The organism is Lactobacillus sp. PV034, from assembly GCF_014522305.1.
Taxonomy (GTDB): Bacteria; Bacillota; Bacilli; order Lactobacillales; family Lactobacillaceae; genus Lactobacillus.
Map to the genome: position 1 here is coordinate 1,143,667 of NZ_CP041982.1, position 16,675 is coordinate 1,160,341.

Consider the following 16,675-nt stretch of genomic DNA (forward strand, 5'->3'; position numbering starts at 1 on the left):
CTTATTAAAATTAGTTTTTGCGCTTCTTAGTTACAGCTAAACCTAAAATTGCGCCAATGCTTACAAACATTAAACCAAGAATACCTGCAGTTGTCTTGGCACCAGTTTGTGGTAAAGCAGCTTGCTTGTTGTGCTTATGAAGAGCATTTACACGAGCAGTTGTTGCTACATTACTTGCATGAACTGGAGCAGTTTCTACCTTATTAGCTACAACTTCGGTTGGCTCTACCGTAGTATCATCGTCTGGAGCTTTAGTTGCATGTGGTGCTACTGTTTCATCAGTAGTTGTAGTCGGTACATCTGGTGTATCAGTTGGATGTGGCATTGGAATTGCTGGATCTGTTGGAACTTCAGTTGGAGTACCAGTAGTTGATTGACCACCATTATCTGGATTTTCTGGTTGAGGATTTGGTGCGTCAACTACAACAGTTACTGGGACATCAACTTTATCGCCATTAGGGAAAGTTACAACAACTACTGCCGGCTTAGTGCCTGGAGTTGTAATTTCTGGAATATCTTTCCATTCGTACTTAGTACCATTTGGCATTTCTGGAATATTGCTAATTGCCTTTGATGGATCTGGAACTTTACCTTGTGGAGTGTGGATATCTTGACCTTGTGGTACTGGGTTTTCTACTGTCACCTTAACTGGGACGTCAACTTTGTCGCCGTTAGGGAAAGTTACGACTACTACTGCTGGCTTAGTTCCTGGTGTATGTACTTCTGGAACGTCTTTCCATTCGTACTTAGTGCCGCTTGGCATTTCGGGAGCGTTGCCAATTGCTGTTTGGGCATCTGGAACCTTACCTGTTGGCGTAGTAATGTCCTTGCCTGTTGGAGTTGGATCTTCAACATTTACAAGTACAATTACATTTTCTTTTTTACCATTTGGGAAAGTTACAGTAATAACCGACATTTGAGATCCTGGCACATAGACATTTGGAGCATCTTTCCAAGTATATGTAGTACCTATTGGTAGTTCAGGGATATTGCCAATTCCTTCTCTAGCTGCAGGCATCTTCCCATAAGGAGTAGTTATATCCTTATCATGTGGATCATAAGTAGTAACTCCATTGTCTTTATAAGTTACATAAACCTCAACATCTGCTGAATCTACATTAACAGTTAAACTAGGAATTGTAGTAGCTGGCTTGTCGTCTACTAATGAAGTATATCCATCATATTGATCTACTGTAACAGCTGGCATAGTTGCTTGGGTTTGTGAAGTTAAAGTTTGAGTAGCAGAATCATAAACACCGTAGTTACCATAAGTTACCACTTCTTTATCATTTACAGCTGAAACAGTTTTAGTTCTACCAAAGACAGCTCTTTGAAGTTCAGAATAGTAACCTTCTGGGGATTCAAAATTAATGTGACGGTATATTACTTTAAACATATCACTATATCTATTGTCAGTTGGATTTGTAATACCAGGGTCTCCTGGTTTGTCAGTACCAGTAACAATAATAGTAGTTGGAACCACTTGAGGGTTTTGACCAGGTTGCTTAACTGTTATACGAACTGGGTTACTACCAATAGTATTTACATCTGGTGCACCGTCAGTCCAAGAATAAGTAGTGCCTGGAATTAATTCTGAAGGATTAGCAATACCATCAATTGGGTTAACTGGGGTTCCTTTAGGAGTAACAATCACTTTGCTATCTGCTAGAGTAACATATTGGATACCAGTATTGTCCTTTTCATATATGATGTAATAGACGTCATTATGTTGAACATCACTTGGCGTAACAGTCTTTTCACTTAATTCATTAGGATCGTAAGATGCTTGATACCCTTCAAATTCTGGTACCTTTACTGCTGGAAATACTGCAGTTGCTGGTTCCCATCCACCATACTCTATTTTTCCAGTAGTTGGATAATAAGTCTCGCTACGTTTAAAATCTACCTTTTGATCTGCTAAAGTAACTTCTTTATTAGTAAGAGGATTAATATACTTGATAGTTCTGCTTACTGTTGAAGTGTGAGTATTAGTTACGGGTGGAGTATCTGGTGCAACCATTCCACCATACTGAGTATTTGAAAGCTTATAGTATTGAATCACATAACTATCTGCACGAGATACACCTGGAAAAACAGTCTTTTCACTTAATTCATTCGGATCATAAGATGCTTGATACCCTTCAAATTCTGGTACCTTTACTGCTGGGAATACTTTGCTGGCCGGTTCCCATGCACCATACTCTATTTTTCCAGTAGTTGGATAATAAGTCTCACTACGCTTAAACTCTATCTTTTGATCAGCCAAAGTCTCTTCTTTATTAGTAAGTGGGTTGATATACTTGATAGTTCTGCTTACTGTTGAAGTTTCAGTATTTACTGTAGGTTTGGCCTCTGGCTGAGTTTCTGTGGTACGTTTTTCCTGTGGAGCTGCAGTATTAGTACTATAAGTAGTAGTCGTTGGAGCTACAGGCGCTTGAACAGGGGTAACCTTATTCTCTGGTGCAGTAGCTGTAGTAACTTTAGTTTCTTGTACAGTATCCGCATGTACAGTAGTTTGTGAACCTACACCCATAAAGAAAAGCCCAATCACTACTGAGGCAGCACCGACAGTCAACTTACGAATTGAGAAACGTTCTGTCTTTTGTTCCATCTTGCGTAATTTTTCTTTGTAGTTATTTTTTGAAAACATACTTCACTCTTCCTTTTCCTAAATACTTGCAATGATAAATAATAGTCGTTATTTTTACTCGTTTCAAATATTTTTATAAGATATTAATTATCTAATTTGTTAAATTATATATAAATCAAGATTATATCACTGCTCGAAAAATTATAGTTTTTCATAATTAAGAAACAACATACACCAGATTTAAAGGCTTGTTTTTTTATTTTTGAATCAAACATTAATTATGATGTTATTATTTAATAAATAACATCATAATTAAATAAATCAAAAAAATAGATAACAAAAAAGCGTTCCCGCGAGGGAACGCTTTTTTAAGCATAAAACTAATTAAATTAGATTAGAGGATTGAATGATTAGATGTTATCAAAATTAGTTTTTACGCTTCTTGTCAGCTGCAAGACCTAAGATTGCACCAACGCTAGCAATCATTAAGCCAAGTAAGCCAGCCATGTTAGCTTCTGCACCAGTTTGTGGTAAAGTCTTAGCTCTGCCATTACCGTTGCCGTCGTTGTCATCGCCGTAGAAGCTTGAGTGTACGCGGTTAGCGTAGTCATCACCGTAAAGGCCGTTACCGTGAACACGAGCACTTTCGTCATCGTTTAAGCCGTTACCGTGAACACCAGTAGTATCAGTGTAATCACCGTTACCCTTGTTACTGTTATCAGTTGCGTGTGGTTCAACAGTAATAGTAGTTTCAATAGTACCAGTAGTACCATCTGGGTAAATAACCTTAATAGTTACTGGGTGAGTACCAATAGTAGTAACATCTGGAGTACCATCTGCCCATTCATACTTAGTGCCTGCTGGCATCTTGTCAGGGTTCTTGATACCTTGTGATGGATCTGGAACAACACCTTGTGGAGTGTTAATTGGTTTTGGTTCTGGAGTTGGTACGTTAACATCAACAGTTACAGTATCAGTTGAGCCATCTGGGTAAGTTACAACGATAACTTCTGGGTGAGTACCAGGTTTCTTAACATCGTCAGCAACCTTACCTGGATCTTGCCAAGTGTAAGTAGTACCGCCTGGTAATTGATCCTTGTTTGAAATACCATCTGCTGGGTTTGGAACTACACCTTCTGGAGTATCAATTGGTTGACCTTCTGGAGTGTAAGTATCAGCATCTGTTGGAGTTACAACTGGAGTAGAAGGTTCAGTAACAACTACAGTTACAGGAACTTCTTCAGTCTTACCATCTGGGTAAGTTACTACAACTACTGCTGGGTGGTTACCAATAGTATTTACGTCTGGAGTATCTTTCCATTCGTACTTAGTACCAGTTGGCATATCACCCTTGTTCTTAATACCATCTGCTGGATCTGGAACTACACCTTGTGGAGTATTAACGTTTTGACCTTCTGGAGCTGGAACAATTACAGTTACAGGAACTTCATCTTGTGAACCATCTGGGTAAGTTACTACAACTACTGCTGGGTGGCTACCTGAAGTAGTTACATCTGGAGTAGTCTTCCAAGTGTACTTAGTACCAGTTGGTAAATCACCCTTGTTCTTGATACCTTCTGAAGCATCTGGAACTACACCTTGCTTAGTGTTTACAGGTTGACCTTCTGGAGTGTACTTAGCAGCATCTGAACCAGCCTTAACGTAAGTAATAGTTACAGTTGAGTTTGGAGTTTCAGCAGTAACACCAGTTACTTCTGGAACTTCTTTAGATTCAACACCGTTAACTTGTGATACGTAACCATCGTGTTGAGGTACAACAACCTTAGTAAAGGTACCAGTCTTATCATTAGTTAACTTGTTAGTAGTAGTGTCGTAAATAGTGTAACCACTGTAAGTAGTGTTACCTTGGTTATCAACAGTCTTAGATCTACCGAATACTACCTTTTGTACACTTGTAGCTTCAGTCTTAGAACCATCTGAATTTGTGGTTTCAGTGACGATAGTTCTAGTTACAGTGTGGAATAAGTCTTTGTACTTAGAATCATCTGGGTTAGTGATACCTGGGTCACCTGGTTTTTCAGTACCAGTAACGATAACCTTAGTAGGCACATCTTGAGTATTGCCATCTGGGTAAGTTACTGTAATAACTACTGGTTTAACACCAATTGTAGTAACATCTGGTGCTTTATTATCTTTCCAACTGTACTTAGTATCAGGATCTAAATCACCCTTGTTACCAATACCTTGTGATGGGTTTGGCATTACACCCTTAGGAGTAACAATTGGAGTACCAGTTGCGTTTTCTGAGTAAGGCTTACCTGGTTGATCAACGATAACCTTAACTGGAACTTCATCCTTAGAACCATCTGGGTAAGTTACAACAACAGTTGCTGGCTTAGTTCCTGGAGTCTTGGTATCTGGTTCACCATCTTTCCAAGTGTACTTAGTACCTGTTGGAAGTGATGGGATGTTTGCAATACCTTGTGATGCTTCTGGGTGTCCACCAACATTAGTGTGAACATCTTGGCCTTCTGGAGTGTACTTGTCAGCATCAGTCTTAGGATTTACAACGTTAAGTGAACCTGCTGGTAATTCAACGTCTAAGTAAGTTGGTTGACCATTCTTATCCTTGTCTTGGAAAGTGATACGTACAGTACCCTTAGTATCGCCAGCCTTAAGGTCGTTTGCCCAAGTGTATGATACAGGCTTGTTAGCAGTTAACTTGTCTAAGTTAGTAGTATTAATTAATGCTAATTCAGCATCAGTTAATTTGTCACCTGCTTTAGCTGGGTTAACTTCAGTCTTCTTAGAAGCAGCATCTGCTACTGGAGCAGCACCTTGCATTTCGATAGCTGGGCCATACCAACCACCTGATAAAGTTAATGAGTGTTCAGGAGTTGCGAATAAGTTAGTACCTGTTTCCTTAATCAATTCACTATTTTGACCAAATGTAAGCTTAATTGATGGGTTCTTAGATGCATCAGCACTTAATTCAGTAACACCTGGAAGTGGAGCTTCCATAGAAGCCTTGTCTACATTAGTGTTGATTGGAATAATCCATTCTGCCTTGATGTCGTTGTAGTTAGTAATCTTGTGACCAGCTACATCTTTACCCTTACGTACATCAGCATTGTTCCACCAAGTAATGCTATCAACAGTTGACATTGGATCTGGGTACATGCTGTTAGCAGTGGTTTCGTGAAGGTTCTTCAATGTTTCTTTTACAACTACACTGTAATCAGTACCGATGAAGGTGTTAGGACCTACAGCGATTGGTGCATCAACAGTTTCGCTTGAACCATCTGGGTAAGTTACTGTTACTGGTACAAATACAGGACCTTCTGGAGTGTTTGAACTAGTAGTTACAGTTACGTTACCAGTGTTTGGATCTACCTTAGCAGTTACGCCTTCTGGTAATTTAGTTCCTTCTGGAATCTTGTAAGTAGTTCCTTCTGGAGCCTTAGCAGTCTTACCATCTGCGTCAGTGTAAGTTGGTACACCAGTTTCAACGCTTTCACCTTGTTTTACATTTACAGGCTTGTATGATGGTTGGTATTCGTTAGCATCAGTTGGAATAACGTTTACCTTAGCAGTAGTACCGTTTGCAGAACCATCTGGGTAGTTTACAACAACTGGAATTTCTAAGTCGATAGGTTTTGCATCAGGAGTAGTTGAAACAGAAATAGTACCGTTATCAGGGTTAATTTCAACTGTAACACCAGCTGGAACATCGTTTAAGTAAGTTTGGTCAATAGCGTATTGAGTTCCTTCTGGAGCAGCAGTTGCTGGTTCACCATTCTTAGTAATAGTTACAGGAACTTCAACCTTCTTACCAATAGTTACAGTAGTATCCTTGTAGCTTGGCTTGTAAACGTTACCGTAAGCATCAGTAATATTTAATGGAATGTCAACAAAGTCAACAGAACCATCTTTGTAGGTAACTTTTGCCCAAGCTGATTTATCAGTCTTCTTCAATTGACCAGTTGGGTTTTGAGGTTGTGCTTCTGGCTTACCTTCAGCATCAACCATTTCCTTGTCCCATTCTGCAGCATCTTTAGCTGAGTCGTACCAAGTTACGCTTGAAACAAGGTCTTGCCAGTTAGCAACTGGAGTTGAACCCATTACTTGCTTACCGTTTTCATCAGTAGTTACCTTAGCTTCTAAAAGATCTTTGATACCCTTATTAGGATCTAAGTTCTTCAAGCTTTGTTGGGTAGTACCATCAATAGTTTGAACTTCTGGATCGTATAAGTCTTTGTCTGATGACTTAATTGGAGAATCCTTTTCAAGAAGCTTGCTACCCATTGCGATACGTTGTGGAGTCCACCAGCTAAAGTTGTTTAAGAAGCTGTTTAAGTATTGGCTGTTAGCACCAGCAGTAATAGTACCTTGGTTAGTGTTTTCGTTAGCCTTTTGTGAACCGTTGTATTGACCAGCACCTTGAGTTGCACCCATCACAACTGAACCGTTTGAAGTTAAGTATGATGAAGCAGCCTTTTGAATTGGAGCAAGTGCTTGTGGGTTAAAGCCGATTGGAGCAAATCCGTCAGCACTCATTGATACACGACCACGTGATTGTGAGTTGGTAATCATCCAAGTGTAGTCAGGGTTGTCACTTAAGTTAGCTCTGTTCCATTGAGCAACTGGAGTGTTAGTAATAGTATCTTGTTGTTTTTGACGTTGGTTGAAGATGAATGAACCACCAATTTCTGGAAGAGTTGGGTTCAAACGTTGTAAGTTTACGTATTCTGGGTTGTTGAAGTTTACGTAGCCTGCTAAGTTTTCACCAGCTGGTCCACCAACCCAACCTGGCATAAAGATCATACCAAGAGCAGTTTGTTGTTCATGATCTTGTAAGTCTAAAGTAGCACCTTCGTTAACATCAATTCTTAAAGTAGTGTTACCAGATGAAGCACCAGTACCCATAGTAATCATTGGGTTAGCACCCTTATCAGTGGTGTTACGTACAATCTTAATTGAACCGTTGTCTTCAATACGGTTATCACTAGTAATTATGGCTGCAGCACCTGGAATACCAGTACCGATTGAAAGAACACCAAATTGGGTACCATTTAAGTTAGCCATTGCTAAATGTCCAAGACCGCCTTCGTAAGCACTCATCTTAGTAGTGATGTCTAACTTACCAGTCTTACCAGTTACTAAGTTACCTGAGTAAACAGCAATTGAGTGACCGTCAGCTAAATCCATGTTAACGTTACCGTCAATGTTAACACTACCACCAACTAATTGAGCACCAGTACCTAAAGCAACGATACCTTTAACATCCTTACCACCTTTGATGTTTAAAGTTGCGCCTTCTTTAACGTCTAATGGAGATTTAGTAAATTGACCAGTAGCCTTATCTTTTACGTAGTCACCGTTAGCACGAACTGCAGCACCACCGTATTGTAAGTTGTAGCTTTTGGTGCTCTTCATATCAATAGTAGTAGTACCATTGTTAACTACAATGTAACCTGCTGAAATAGCATCACCATCATCACCAGGGGTTAAACCTTTATCCCATGGAGTGTTAGTTAAGTTGTTAGTACCTTCTAATACTAAAGTGTACTTTTCGTAACCAGTGTTTGCAGCACCAGCTGAGTTAGTAAGCATACCAGTAATAATTGAACGACCATTAACTTCAGCAGTTACGTTTCTGAAAGTAATAGTATCAAGAGCTTGCTTGTCTGCACTAACCTTAGTAAGTGAAATTGGTGAGTAAGAACCAATATCAGTTTGAGCACTTGAAGCCTTTAATGGAGCAGCTTTAATAGTTACATCTTCAAAAGTCATATCCCAAGCTGCGTGGTTATCACCTTGGTTAGCATCAGTAAGGTCTAAGTTTTGGTTAGTAAAGTCGATAGTGTTGTTGTTACCACTAATAGTAACTTTACGTGCAACATCCTTAGCATCAAGCTTTTGACGACCACCGTATAATACAGGTTGAGTTACGCTAGTACCGTTTACCTTACCAGTAACAGTAATATCTTTAGTAATGTTGATGTGATCAACGTTTGCGTCGCTCAATGCGCTGATGAAGCCAGCCCAGTCTTGAACATCTTGTGAGTTCTTGTAAACTGTTGCTTCTGGATCAGTAGCTTGAGTGGCATCTAACATTGCGTAAGTACCTTGTGCGTTCTTACCAATTACAGCACCCTTAGCAGCTAATGACTTAAGTTCTTCACTTTCAGCTGCTGATGAACTTGCGTTTGAAGTTGCTACTTTAGCATCAGATTTTACTGCAGCACTTGATGCTGGAGCTTCTGACTTAACTGCTGCTGAGCTAGTTGCGTCAGCTTTTTCAGTTGCAGGTTGTGCTGCTGATGAAGCAACATTAATATTTTTAGCTTGGCTATCTACTGAAGCAACTTTAGCATCAGTAGTTGCCTTTGCATCATTATTAGTATTCTCAGTAGTTGCAGCTTGAGCACTGTGTGCGTTGAATCCTAAGAATGATAATCCGATTAATACTGAAGCAGCACCAACGGATAATTTACGAATTGAGAAACGTTCGGTCTTTTGTTCCATCTTTCGTAAACGTTCTTGATAATTTCGTTTTGATAACATCCTATCTTTCTCCTTTTTGTTTCTTATTATTTCAATCAACAATATCTACTGTACGTGTTGTTTTTTATTAATGCAAGCACTTATTATAATATTATTTCTTTATTATAGTTAATAAGTCGTTGAAGCCCTTGTAACGCAAGGATTGACCAGTTGAAAATACAAAAAATTTAGAAACACCTGTTATAAAAACGGTGATTTTTTCTAATTTTCGTTAATTTTCTTTTCGATTCGTAATTTATGTTATTTATTTATTTAACTTAAATATTAATATTTAACGCCCTACATTATCCCTTGATATTAAAGGATATTGTATATGTCAAATAGAGCAAAAAATAGGGATATTTTTCGTTGTTTAATATTTTTCTATATCTAAGGAATAGTTATATATTATTGTATTTAATTAAGTTGCTTTTTAGTTTGTTTAATTATTAATAAATAACGAATTTGCCTTAAAAACAGCTTAATTTAGCCATTTTTCTCTTATTTAAATAAAAAATAAGAAACAGCGTTAGTTCGATAAAATGATTAAACAATGGTGCTCTATTCAAATCGGCTATTTTTTAACTAATCATTTTTCTTCTATAATAAGAAAGAATTAATTACACTAATTTTTTCTACTATTGTATGAATCTGCCTTAAGTACAGATCCGTGTTTTTCATTCTCTCCTAGCAACTTAGTTTTAAATATTTAGCTTTCCCTTTCATTTATTCAAGTAACCTACTACAATTTTTAAGCGCCACTCTACTTTGTTAAGCATTTCAACAATGTGTTTTAATGATTAGGAATAAGTTTATATGTCATTATCGCTTCAAAAAAAGACTTACCGTTGCAGCGGTAAGTCTTTTTGCTTGGTTCATTTTCCAAGCACTCTTATTAAACCATGCGACTACTTTTTGTTGGCCCGATGGTTTAACCAGTAGTCAAATAATTTTAACTTTTACTGGGACTAATATGTCTTTTAAAAATTTAATGTTAATCCCAAATCAATGTGCTATAATTAACCTGCAATGTTTAAATATCATAACTTCCAAAAAAACCTTACCGATGCAACGGTAAGGTTTTTTGCTTGGTTTATTTTCCAAGCATTCTTATTAAACCTTACGACTACTTTTTATTGCCCCGATAGTTTAACCAATAGTCAAATAATTGAATAATTAGTCCAACTATTATGGGAGCAATTATTTGTTTAAATACCATAAACTTCCTCATCTCCTTTCGGGAGGTAATAGTCGCAAAGTCTATTTTATCTTATTTCTTCTGATCAGTCTGGCTACCCTGTACCGGTAATTTGGATCAACTTTCGGTACTTGTTTCAACATCATTAAGTAGCTCAAGTCTATTTTTCAAAACTCTTCAACCAACATCTCAATGTGTTATAATAGTTACTGAAAAATTTAAATATCATCATTTTTCAAAAAAGACTTACCGCGGCTACGGTAAGTCTTTTTGCTTATCCAATTAAATAAGCACTAGGTTAAATCTGACGACTATCGTTTGTTGCTCCGATGATTTAACCAGTAGTCAAATAATTTTAGAATTATCCCGACTATTATGGGAGCAATTACAAATCTAAATATCATCACTTTTCCACCTCCTTTCAGGAGGTAATAGTCGCAAGTTTTATTTTATCTTATTTACTCTAATCAGTCTGGCTACTCTGTACCGGTTTTTAGGGCAATTCTCCGTACTTGTTTCACCTTTCACAGGTTACGGACTGTTTTTCTTTAAATCACTTCTTCTTAGAAATCAATGTGGTATAATTTATCTGCAACGTATTTTAAAAATAGCATACATTTCAAAAAAAGACTTACCGGTTCCAGCGGTAAGTCTTTTTGCTTATCTAATTAAATAAGCAAGAGATTAAATCAGACGACTATCATTACTCTTTAACTAATGTTTTAATGTGTTACAATAAACGCGTAAAAGTATAAATATTATTACTTTTTCAAGCAGTCTTGTTAAACCATACGACTACTTTTTATTGTCCCGATGGTTTAACCAGTAATCGAATAACTTTAACATTATCCCTACTATTATTGGAGCAATAATATATTTTATTTCAAAAAAGACTTACCGCGGGGCACGGTAAGTCTTTTTTAGTTAATGATTATTTTTTATTCTTAAAACCATCATGATAGTGATAGATCACTAATGGCAAGATTACGGTACATAAACACATACCAATCATTGTTCCCACATATAAACCATGTAAGTGACTTGGTGTACCTTCTGCTGGAATAAAGCTAATGAAGAAAGCAACAATTGTAATAATTAAAGCAATAATAGCAACGATAATACTCCAAATCTTGCTCTTGGACATATAATATGTACGTTTTAGATTTTCATGATTTAGCTTAAGGGCAATGTAAGCAACAAGCATCACAATATAAACAATCAAGTATTGAGCAGTAGTTGCTGCTAAGGAAACATTAAAGGCAAAGTCAGAGTTTTCACCACTAGAGAATGTCACCACAATTGCAGAAATAGTTACAATCAATGCTTGCAAAGCAATTAAACGAATTGGTACATCACGCTTAGTTGATTGAGCAAAGTATTTTGGCATGTAACCTTCTTTAGCAGCTTCAAACATCCCTTGACTAGGACCAGCCAACCAGTTACCGAGTTCACCAACAACCCCACAAGCTAATAAGACACCAATGATTTTAGCTAAAATACTGCCTGGTAAGCCAATTGAGTTAAGTAAAGTTTCAAAGGCATACACAAAACCAGTAGAGTTTTGGATGCTGCCCTTTGGTACAGTCATTCCGATTGCTAAACTTCCTAATAAGTCAAAGCAGATAGCAGTAGCTGCTAAGGCAAGCATAACTTTAGAATATTGGCTTGGCTTTTTAAGGTACTTAACGTTTGGGGCTGAGGCTTCCCCACCACAAAAGGCTAACATAAATGGTACAAAGGCTACTAAGGTGGTACCAGTTAATTCATGTGGGATCATATTACTCCAGTTAAGAGTGAATTGTACAGGACGACCCTGAATTAAATAGACAAAGAAACAAATAATCAATAAGACAACAGGCAATGCAATACCCAAAGCAAATAACCATTCGGCTACGCGTCCTACTTTTTTGATTCCGACTAGTTCAAATAGCACAATTCCCCACAGAATCACCATCATTAAGCCAAACCTAACTGCTGGCGTAGTATTGAACCATGGTGTACCAAAGGTAATCGATAAGGCGCCGATGATCACATACATCATCGTATTCATGCCGACGGTGATATGGATCCACTGCATAAACATCGCGGTCCAACCGGTCTTCTCACCTAAGGTTCCCTTAACCCAAGTAAAAATACCACCTTTATCCCAGCCATCAACCGAGGCCATTTCACCAGAAATCTTAGTAATTGGAATAAACCAGATAATTCCTGCTAGTAAAAGATAGAACAAGGCAGTTGGACCAGTTTTACCAAATGGTGCTAGTTCATTAACGGAAATAACCATTGAACTAGTCATCGCAAACAACTTAAAGGCAGTTAAACGATTGTATTTTTTGTCCTCTGCACGAGTTTGGGGTGTATCATTTATTTCTTCCACAAGTTTCACTCCTAAGTTAAAATCTTTCTTAATTATACCAGTTTTTATTTTTCACGCTACAAGTTTCAGCAAAATTATATGGTTAAAAGCATTTAAGGCCTTTCATTAATCTAGACCAATTTTTATTTTTGTTAATTCTCGTTGAAATTGTGTTTTATTTAACAATGTAAAGAGTATAATTAGCTATGGTAAAAATATTATTTTACGGAGGTTGAATTTTTATGACTAAGATTTTTGCTTACGCAATCCGTGACGACGAAAAGCCTTTCTTAGAAGAATGGAAGAACGCTCACAAAGATATTGACGTTGACTACACTGAAGAACTTTTAACTCCAGAAACTGCTAAGTTAGCTAAGGGTGCTGATGGTGTTGTTGTTTACCAACAATTAGACTACACCCCAGAAACTCTTCAAGCATTAGCTGATGCTGGTGTTACTAAGATGTCATTACGTAACGTTGGTGTTGATAACATTGATATGGACAAGGCTAAGGAATTAGGCTTCGAAATTACTAATGTTCCTGTTTACTCACCAGATGCTATTGCTGAACACGCAGCAATCCAAGCAGCTCGTATCTTACGTCAAGACAAGCGTATGGACGAAAAGATGGCTAAACGTGACTTACGTTGGGCTCCTACTATTGGTCGTGAAGTTCGTGACCAAGTTGTTGGTGTTATCGGTACTGGTCACATTGGTCAAGTATTTATGCAAATTATGGAAGGTTTCGGCGCAAAGGTTATTGCTTACGATATCTTCAAGAACCCAGAACTTGAAAAGAAGGGTTACTACGTAGACAGCCTTGATGACTTATACAAGCAAGCTGACGTAATTTCACTTCACGTTCCTGACGTTCCAGCTAACGTTCACATGATTAACGATGACTCAATCAGCAAGATGAAGGATGACGTAGTTATCATCAACGTATCACGTGGTCCACTTGTTGACATCGACGCAGTTATCCGTGGCTTAGACTCAGGTAAGATCTTTGGTTACGTTATGGATACTTACGAAGGTGAAGTTGGTATCTTCAACGAAGATTGGGAAGGTAAAGAATTCCCAGACAAGAAGTTAGCTGACTTAATCGATCGTCCAAACGTTTTAGTAACTCCACACACTGCTTTCTACACTACTCACGCAGTTAGAAACATGGTTACTAAGGCCTTTGATAACAACTTAGCTATGGTTGAAGGTAAAGAACCTGAATCACCAGTTAAGTTAGACAAAGACTAATTCAACCTACGAATCAATTCAAAAAGCGTTACTCAGTGATGAGTAGCGCTTTTTTTGTGGTTAATTTTATAAAAAAAAGATGGTCTAATTGACCGCCCCTGCAAAGCCCTGCATATCCTAAGCACAACCAAAGGATATCTTGCACGCCTTGCTTAATTTACTATAGTTTAATTATTAGCATTAAACTTGCAAGACCTAGTATTAAAAATGTTTACTACTAGTCTTTTATGATACTGGTATAATATTTTCTAGGTATAGATGGTTGCAAACATCTATATTTAGCAGTTTTAGCATGGCTACCACCCCTCATCATTTTAAACTACGGAGGTGTAAGCCTATGCATAAATGGATAAACTGGAGGTTGAGCTTGCCATGATTGCTTGGGCTATTGCACTAAGCATCATTTTGGGTGCTTTAGGTGATTTGGCTATTAACTTAGCTATCGCTTATGCAATAACAAAAAAAGCTAATCACAAGGACTAGCTAAATCTACAGTTATCTAAAACTACGATTGAAGTCAACGACCGGAACTCGTTGACTTCTTTTCATATACAGATTTTAACATGAGATTTTATAATTTAAAAGCTTCAATTAAAAACTAGCAGTATTCTTTGATTAAAGCTTAAATTTTATACTGCACCTATTAGCTTTTTATTGATATTTGTAGGTTGTACCTACAAAAAAGTTCCGTGCCATCAACACGGAACAAATATAAAAGAAAGAGGCGAAAGCTATGACTATAACAATAGCTTTTAACCCTCAAATTACACTTTCAATTATAATAATTATTGTTATTGGTTGTAAAGCGAAAGTAAAGAGGGCTAGAGGCAAGTTGTAGAGCTTGCCTCTTTCTTATTATTAGGTATTTTTTAAAATTCACTATTGGGTAATTTGGTAGCACTTTTGAGTCCACCAAATTTTCCTTATTTAAATATTTTTTCTGTTTTCTTAAGATGAAGCTGATGTTTGGTCTTCACCGGTTTAATTCCTAAAATATCTAATAAGAAGGTAAAGATTGGCACCGCAACAATTAAACCCCAAATTCCAAAGAAGTGCTCCCCTACTAACAAGCAAACAAAGGTATAGAAAATTGGCAATTCAGTTTTGCTAGCCATTAACTTCGGGTTAAGCACATAAGATTCAACTGCATGAATCACCATAATCATGATGAAGATATAGATCACATATTGAATGCCGCCGACAGTATAAGAAACTATCCCAAGAGGTATCAATGAAATAATTACACCGGCTACTGGAATCAAACTTAAGACGAAGACAATAATTCCTAAAGCAAAAATCTGCGGAATGCGTAAAACAATCAAGCCAATTAAAGTCAAAACTGTATTACAAATTGCTATCAAAAATTGGGCTTCTAGTACTACGCCAAAAGTATTAACGAATTTTTTACCAAAATAAAAAATATCTTCAAAGAACCATTTTAAGATTCCTGTATTGACGAATGCTTGGGAGAACTTGTGTAAGTCTTTTAAATCAATAGTATAAAAGAAACTCAGCAGCAAGGACATCACAATTGAAACTGTTAAAGTTCCAAATCCCGTTACTGCATGGAAAACTATTCCCATCCCTTTCTTAGCCTGAGCAGCTAGTTCTGCATTGCTGACATAATGGTGAACAGATTTCATAATCCAGTCCCAATCATTATTTTGATAAAACTTCACTACAGAATGAACCATTTTGACCGTCTGGTGAGAAATAATTGGAATATAAATTGTGACTCCCAGATAAATTAGCGCAATCACCAATAAATACGTCACTACAACTACTACCTGGGACGGTAGTTTAGGTAAATGCTTTTTAACCAAATTAATCAAATGAACTATTAAATAAGTAAAGATGAAAGTCAGCAGGATTGTATTCATCAGCGAACGTGCCAAATAAAGCACACATATTATAATCGCCAGAACGACTGTCCGTCGCAGTGGCACATTTGCTTTAAAATTTTGCCAGGCTTTTTGCATTAATGCTCTCCGTTTCTTAAGGTTTATTTAATCTTCATTATAATATAAAGCACTACTTAGGAGAATAAAAAAAGGCTCTGCTTAACGCAGAACCCAAATAAGGAAAATCCTTAATTTATATACATACCAAATTTACTTTCTATTAAAATTATAACACCATAAGTTAAAATCACTGTTTTTAACGCTTATAAATTATAAAAAGTGTGACAAAGTTCATTACTTGTACCAAATACTAAGTACAACTACTAAAAGCTGCAATCGTTTATTTATAATATCTAAGTTAAAATAGTAATAGGCTTTTGGGTCGCTCCCAATAGCTTAGTAACTTTGAATGGCTCCTTCACCCCTCACCTATTTAAAAGTTACGGAGGTGAAAGCCATGAATAATCGAATAGACTGGAGTAGAAGCTTGCTTTGCCCATAGCTTTGGCTATTGCACTAGGGCTTGTGCTTAATGCTTTAGGCAATTTTGCGATCAAGTGTGCCAAGGCCTACGCAATAATAAAAAAAGCTAATCACAAAGATTAGCTTCCACCCAGTCATTCAAGTTACGATTGGGATTAACGAGTTGGAGTCGTTAATCCCTTTTCTTTTACAATTATACAAATAGATTGGGGTATTTTCAAGATAGTGAGTCCTTTTTAAACTTAACAAAAAAGGCTTACTCTGAGTGGTGTCTGAGTAAGCATTTTTGCGTTCAGTCTATTGAAATTGTGAACATATCCTTAATTTATAAGTTAATTATACATATTATTCTGACTACATTCAATTCCTAAAATAGAATGTATTAAAATA

Annotated in this window: 9 protein-coding genes; 2 read left to right on the forward strand and 7 right to left on the reverse strand. The window is 37.0% G+C overall.

Features of this window, described 5'->3' with window-relative positions; all coding sequences use genetic code 11:
- Nucleotides 1–10: 10 nt before the first annotated feature.
- The 6 genes from FP432_RS05815 to FP432_RS05840 all read right to left on the reverse strand — a co-directional run bounded on the left by FP432_RS05815 (nt 11) and on the right by FP432_RS05840 (nt 12,672).
- A complete protein-coding gene (locus FP432_RS05815; protein WP_265488381.1) occupies nt 11–2,650 on the reverse strand; it encodes a Rib/alpha-like domain-containing protein in 2,640 nt (879 codons plus the stop codon).
- 366 nt (nt 2,651–3,016) lie between these two features.
- The gene (locus FP432_RS05820; protein WP_265488382.1) at nt 3,017–9,118 is read right to left on the reverse strand and encodes a Rib/alpha-like domain-containing protein; all 6,102 of its coding nucleotides are present in this window, start codon (nt 9,116–9,118) and stop codon (nt 3,017–3,019) included.
- A gap of 1,105 nt (nt 9,119–10,223) precedes the next feature.
- The gene (locus FP432_RS05825; RefSeq protein WP_265488383.1) at nt 10,224–10,328 is read right to left on the reverse strand and encodes a type I toxin-antitoxin system Fst family toxin; all 105 of its coding nucleotides are present in this window, start codon (nt 10,326–10,328) and stop codon (nt 10,224–10,226) included.
- Between the two features lie 278 nt (nt 10,329–10,606).
- A complete protein-coding gene (locus tag FP432_RS05830; RefSeq protein WP_265488384.1) occupies nt 10,607–10,699 on the reverse strand; it encodes a type I toxin-antitoxin system Fst family toxin in 93 nt (30 codons plus the stop codon).
- 391 nt (nt 10,700–11,090) lie between these two features.
- Nucleotides 11,091–11,177 carry a type I toxin-antitoxin system Fst family toxin gene (locus FP432_RS05835; protein ID WP_265489612.1) on the reverse strand — a complete coding sequence of 29 codons (87 nt, stop codon included), beginning with the start codon at nt 11,175–11,177 and terminating at the stop codon, nt 11,091–11,093.
- Between the two features lie 49 nt (nt 11,178–11,226).
- On the reverse strand, nt 11,227–12,672 hold the full coding sequence (locus FP432_RS05840) for an amino acid permease (protein WP_265488385.1): 1,446 nt from the start codon (nt 12,670–12,672) through the stop codon (nt 11,227–11,229).
- Nucleotides 12,673–12,893: 221 nt separating this feature from the next.
- Between FP432_RS05840 and FP432_RS05845 the strand changes: the two genes are divergently transcribed.
- Nucleotides 12,894–13,901, forward strand: coding sequence for a D-2-hydroxyacid dehydrogenase (locus FP432_RS05845; protein WP_265488386.1), 1,008 nt, complete (start codon nt 12,894–12,896; stop codon nt 13,899–13,901).
- Between the two features lie 345 nt (nt 13,902–14,246).
- A complete protein-coding gene (locus tag FP432_RS05850; protein ID WP_265488387.1) occupies nt 14,247–14,384 on the forward strand; it encodes a hypothetical protein in 138 nt (45 codons plus the stop codon).
- 440 nt (nt 14,385–14,824) lie between these two features.
- On the opposite strand, the gene FP432_RS05855 is transcribed toward FP432_RS05850, so the two are convergent.
- Complete coding sequence (locus FP432_RS05855; RefSeq protein ID WP_265488388.1) at nt 14,825–15,880, reverse strand: AI-2E family transporter; 1,056 nt, start codon at nt 15,878–15,880, stop codon at nt 14,825–14,827.
- Nucleotides 15,881–16,675 lie beyond the last annotated feature (795 nt).

Bases quoted from the DNA above. Each gene is read 5' to 3' on its own strand.
- FP432_RS05815 (WP_265488381.1), bottom strand. From the start codon at position 2,650: ATGTTTTCAAAAAATAACTACAAAGAAAAATTACGCAAGATGGAACAA.
- FP432_RS05820 (WP_265488382.1), bottom strand. From the start codon at position 9,118: ATGTTATCAAAACGAAATTATCAAGAACGTTTACGAAAGATGGAACAA.
- FP432_RS05825 (WP_265488383.1), bottom strand. From the start codon at position 10,328: ATGAGGAAGTTTATGGTATTTAAACAAATAATTGCTCCCATAATAGTT.
- FP432_RS05830 (WP_265488384.1), bottom strand. From the start codon at position 10,699: ATGATATTTAGATTTGTAATTGCTCCCATAATAGTCGGGATAATTCTA.
- FP432_RS05845 (WP_265488386.1), top strand. From the start codon at position 12,894: ATGACTAAGATTTTTGCTTACGCAATCCGTGACGACGAAAAGCCTTTC.
- FP432_RS05850 (WP_265488387.1), top strand. From the start codon at position 14,247: ATGGATAAACTGGAGGTTGAGCTTGCCATGATTGCTTGGGCTATTGCA.
- FP432_RS05855 (WP_265488388.1), bottom strand. From the start codon at position 15,880: ATGCAAAAAGCCTGGCAAAATTTTAAAGCAAATGTGCCACTGCGACGG.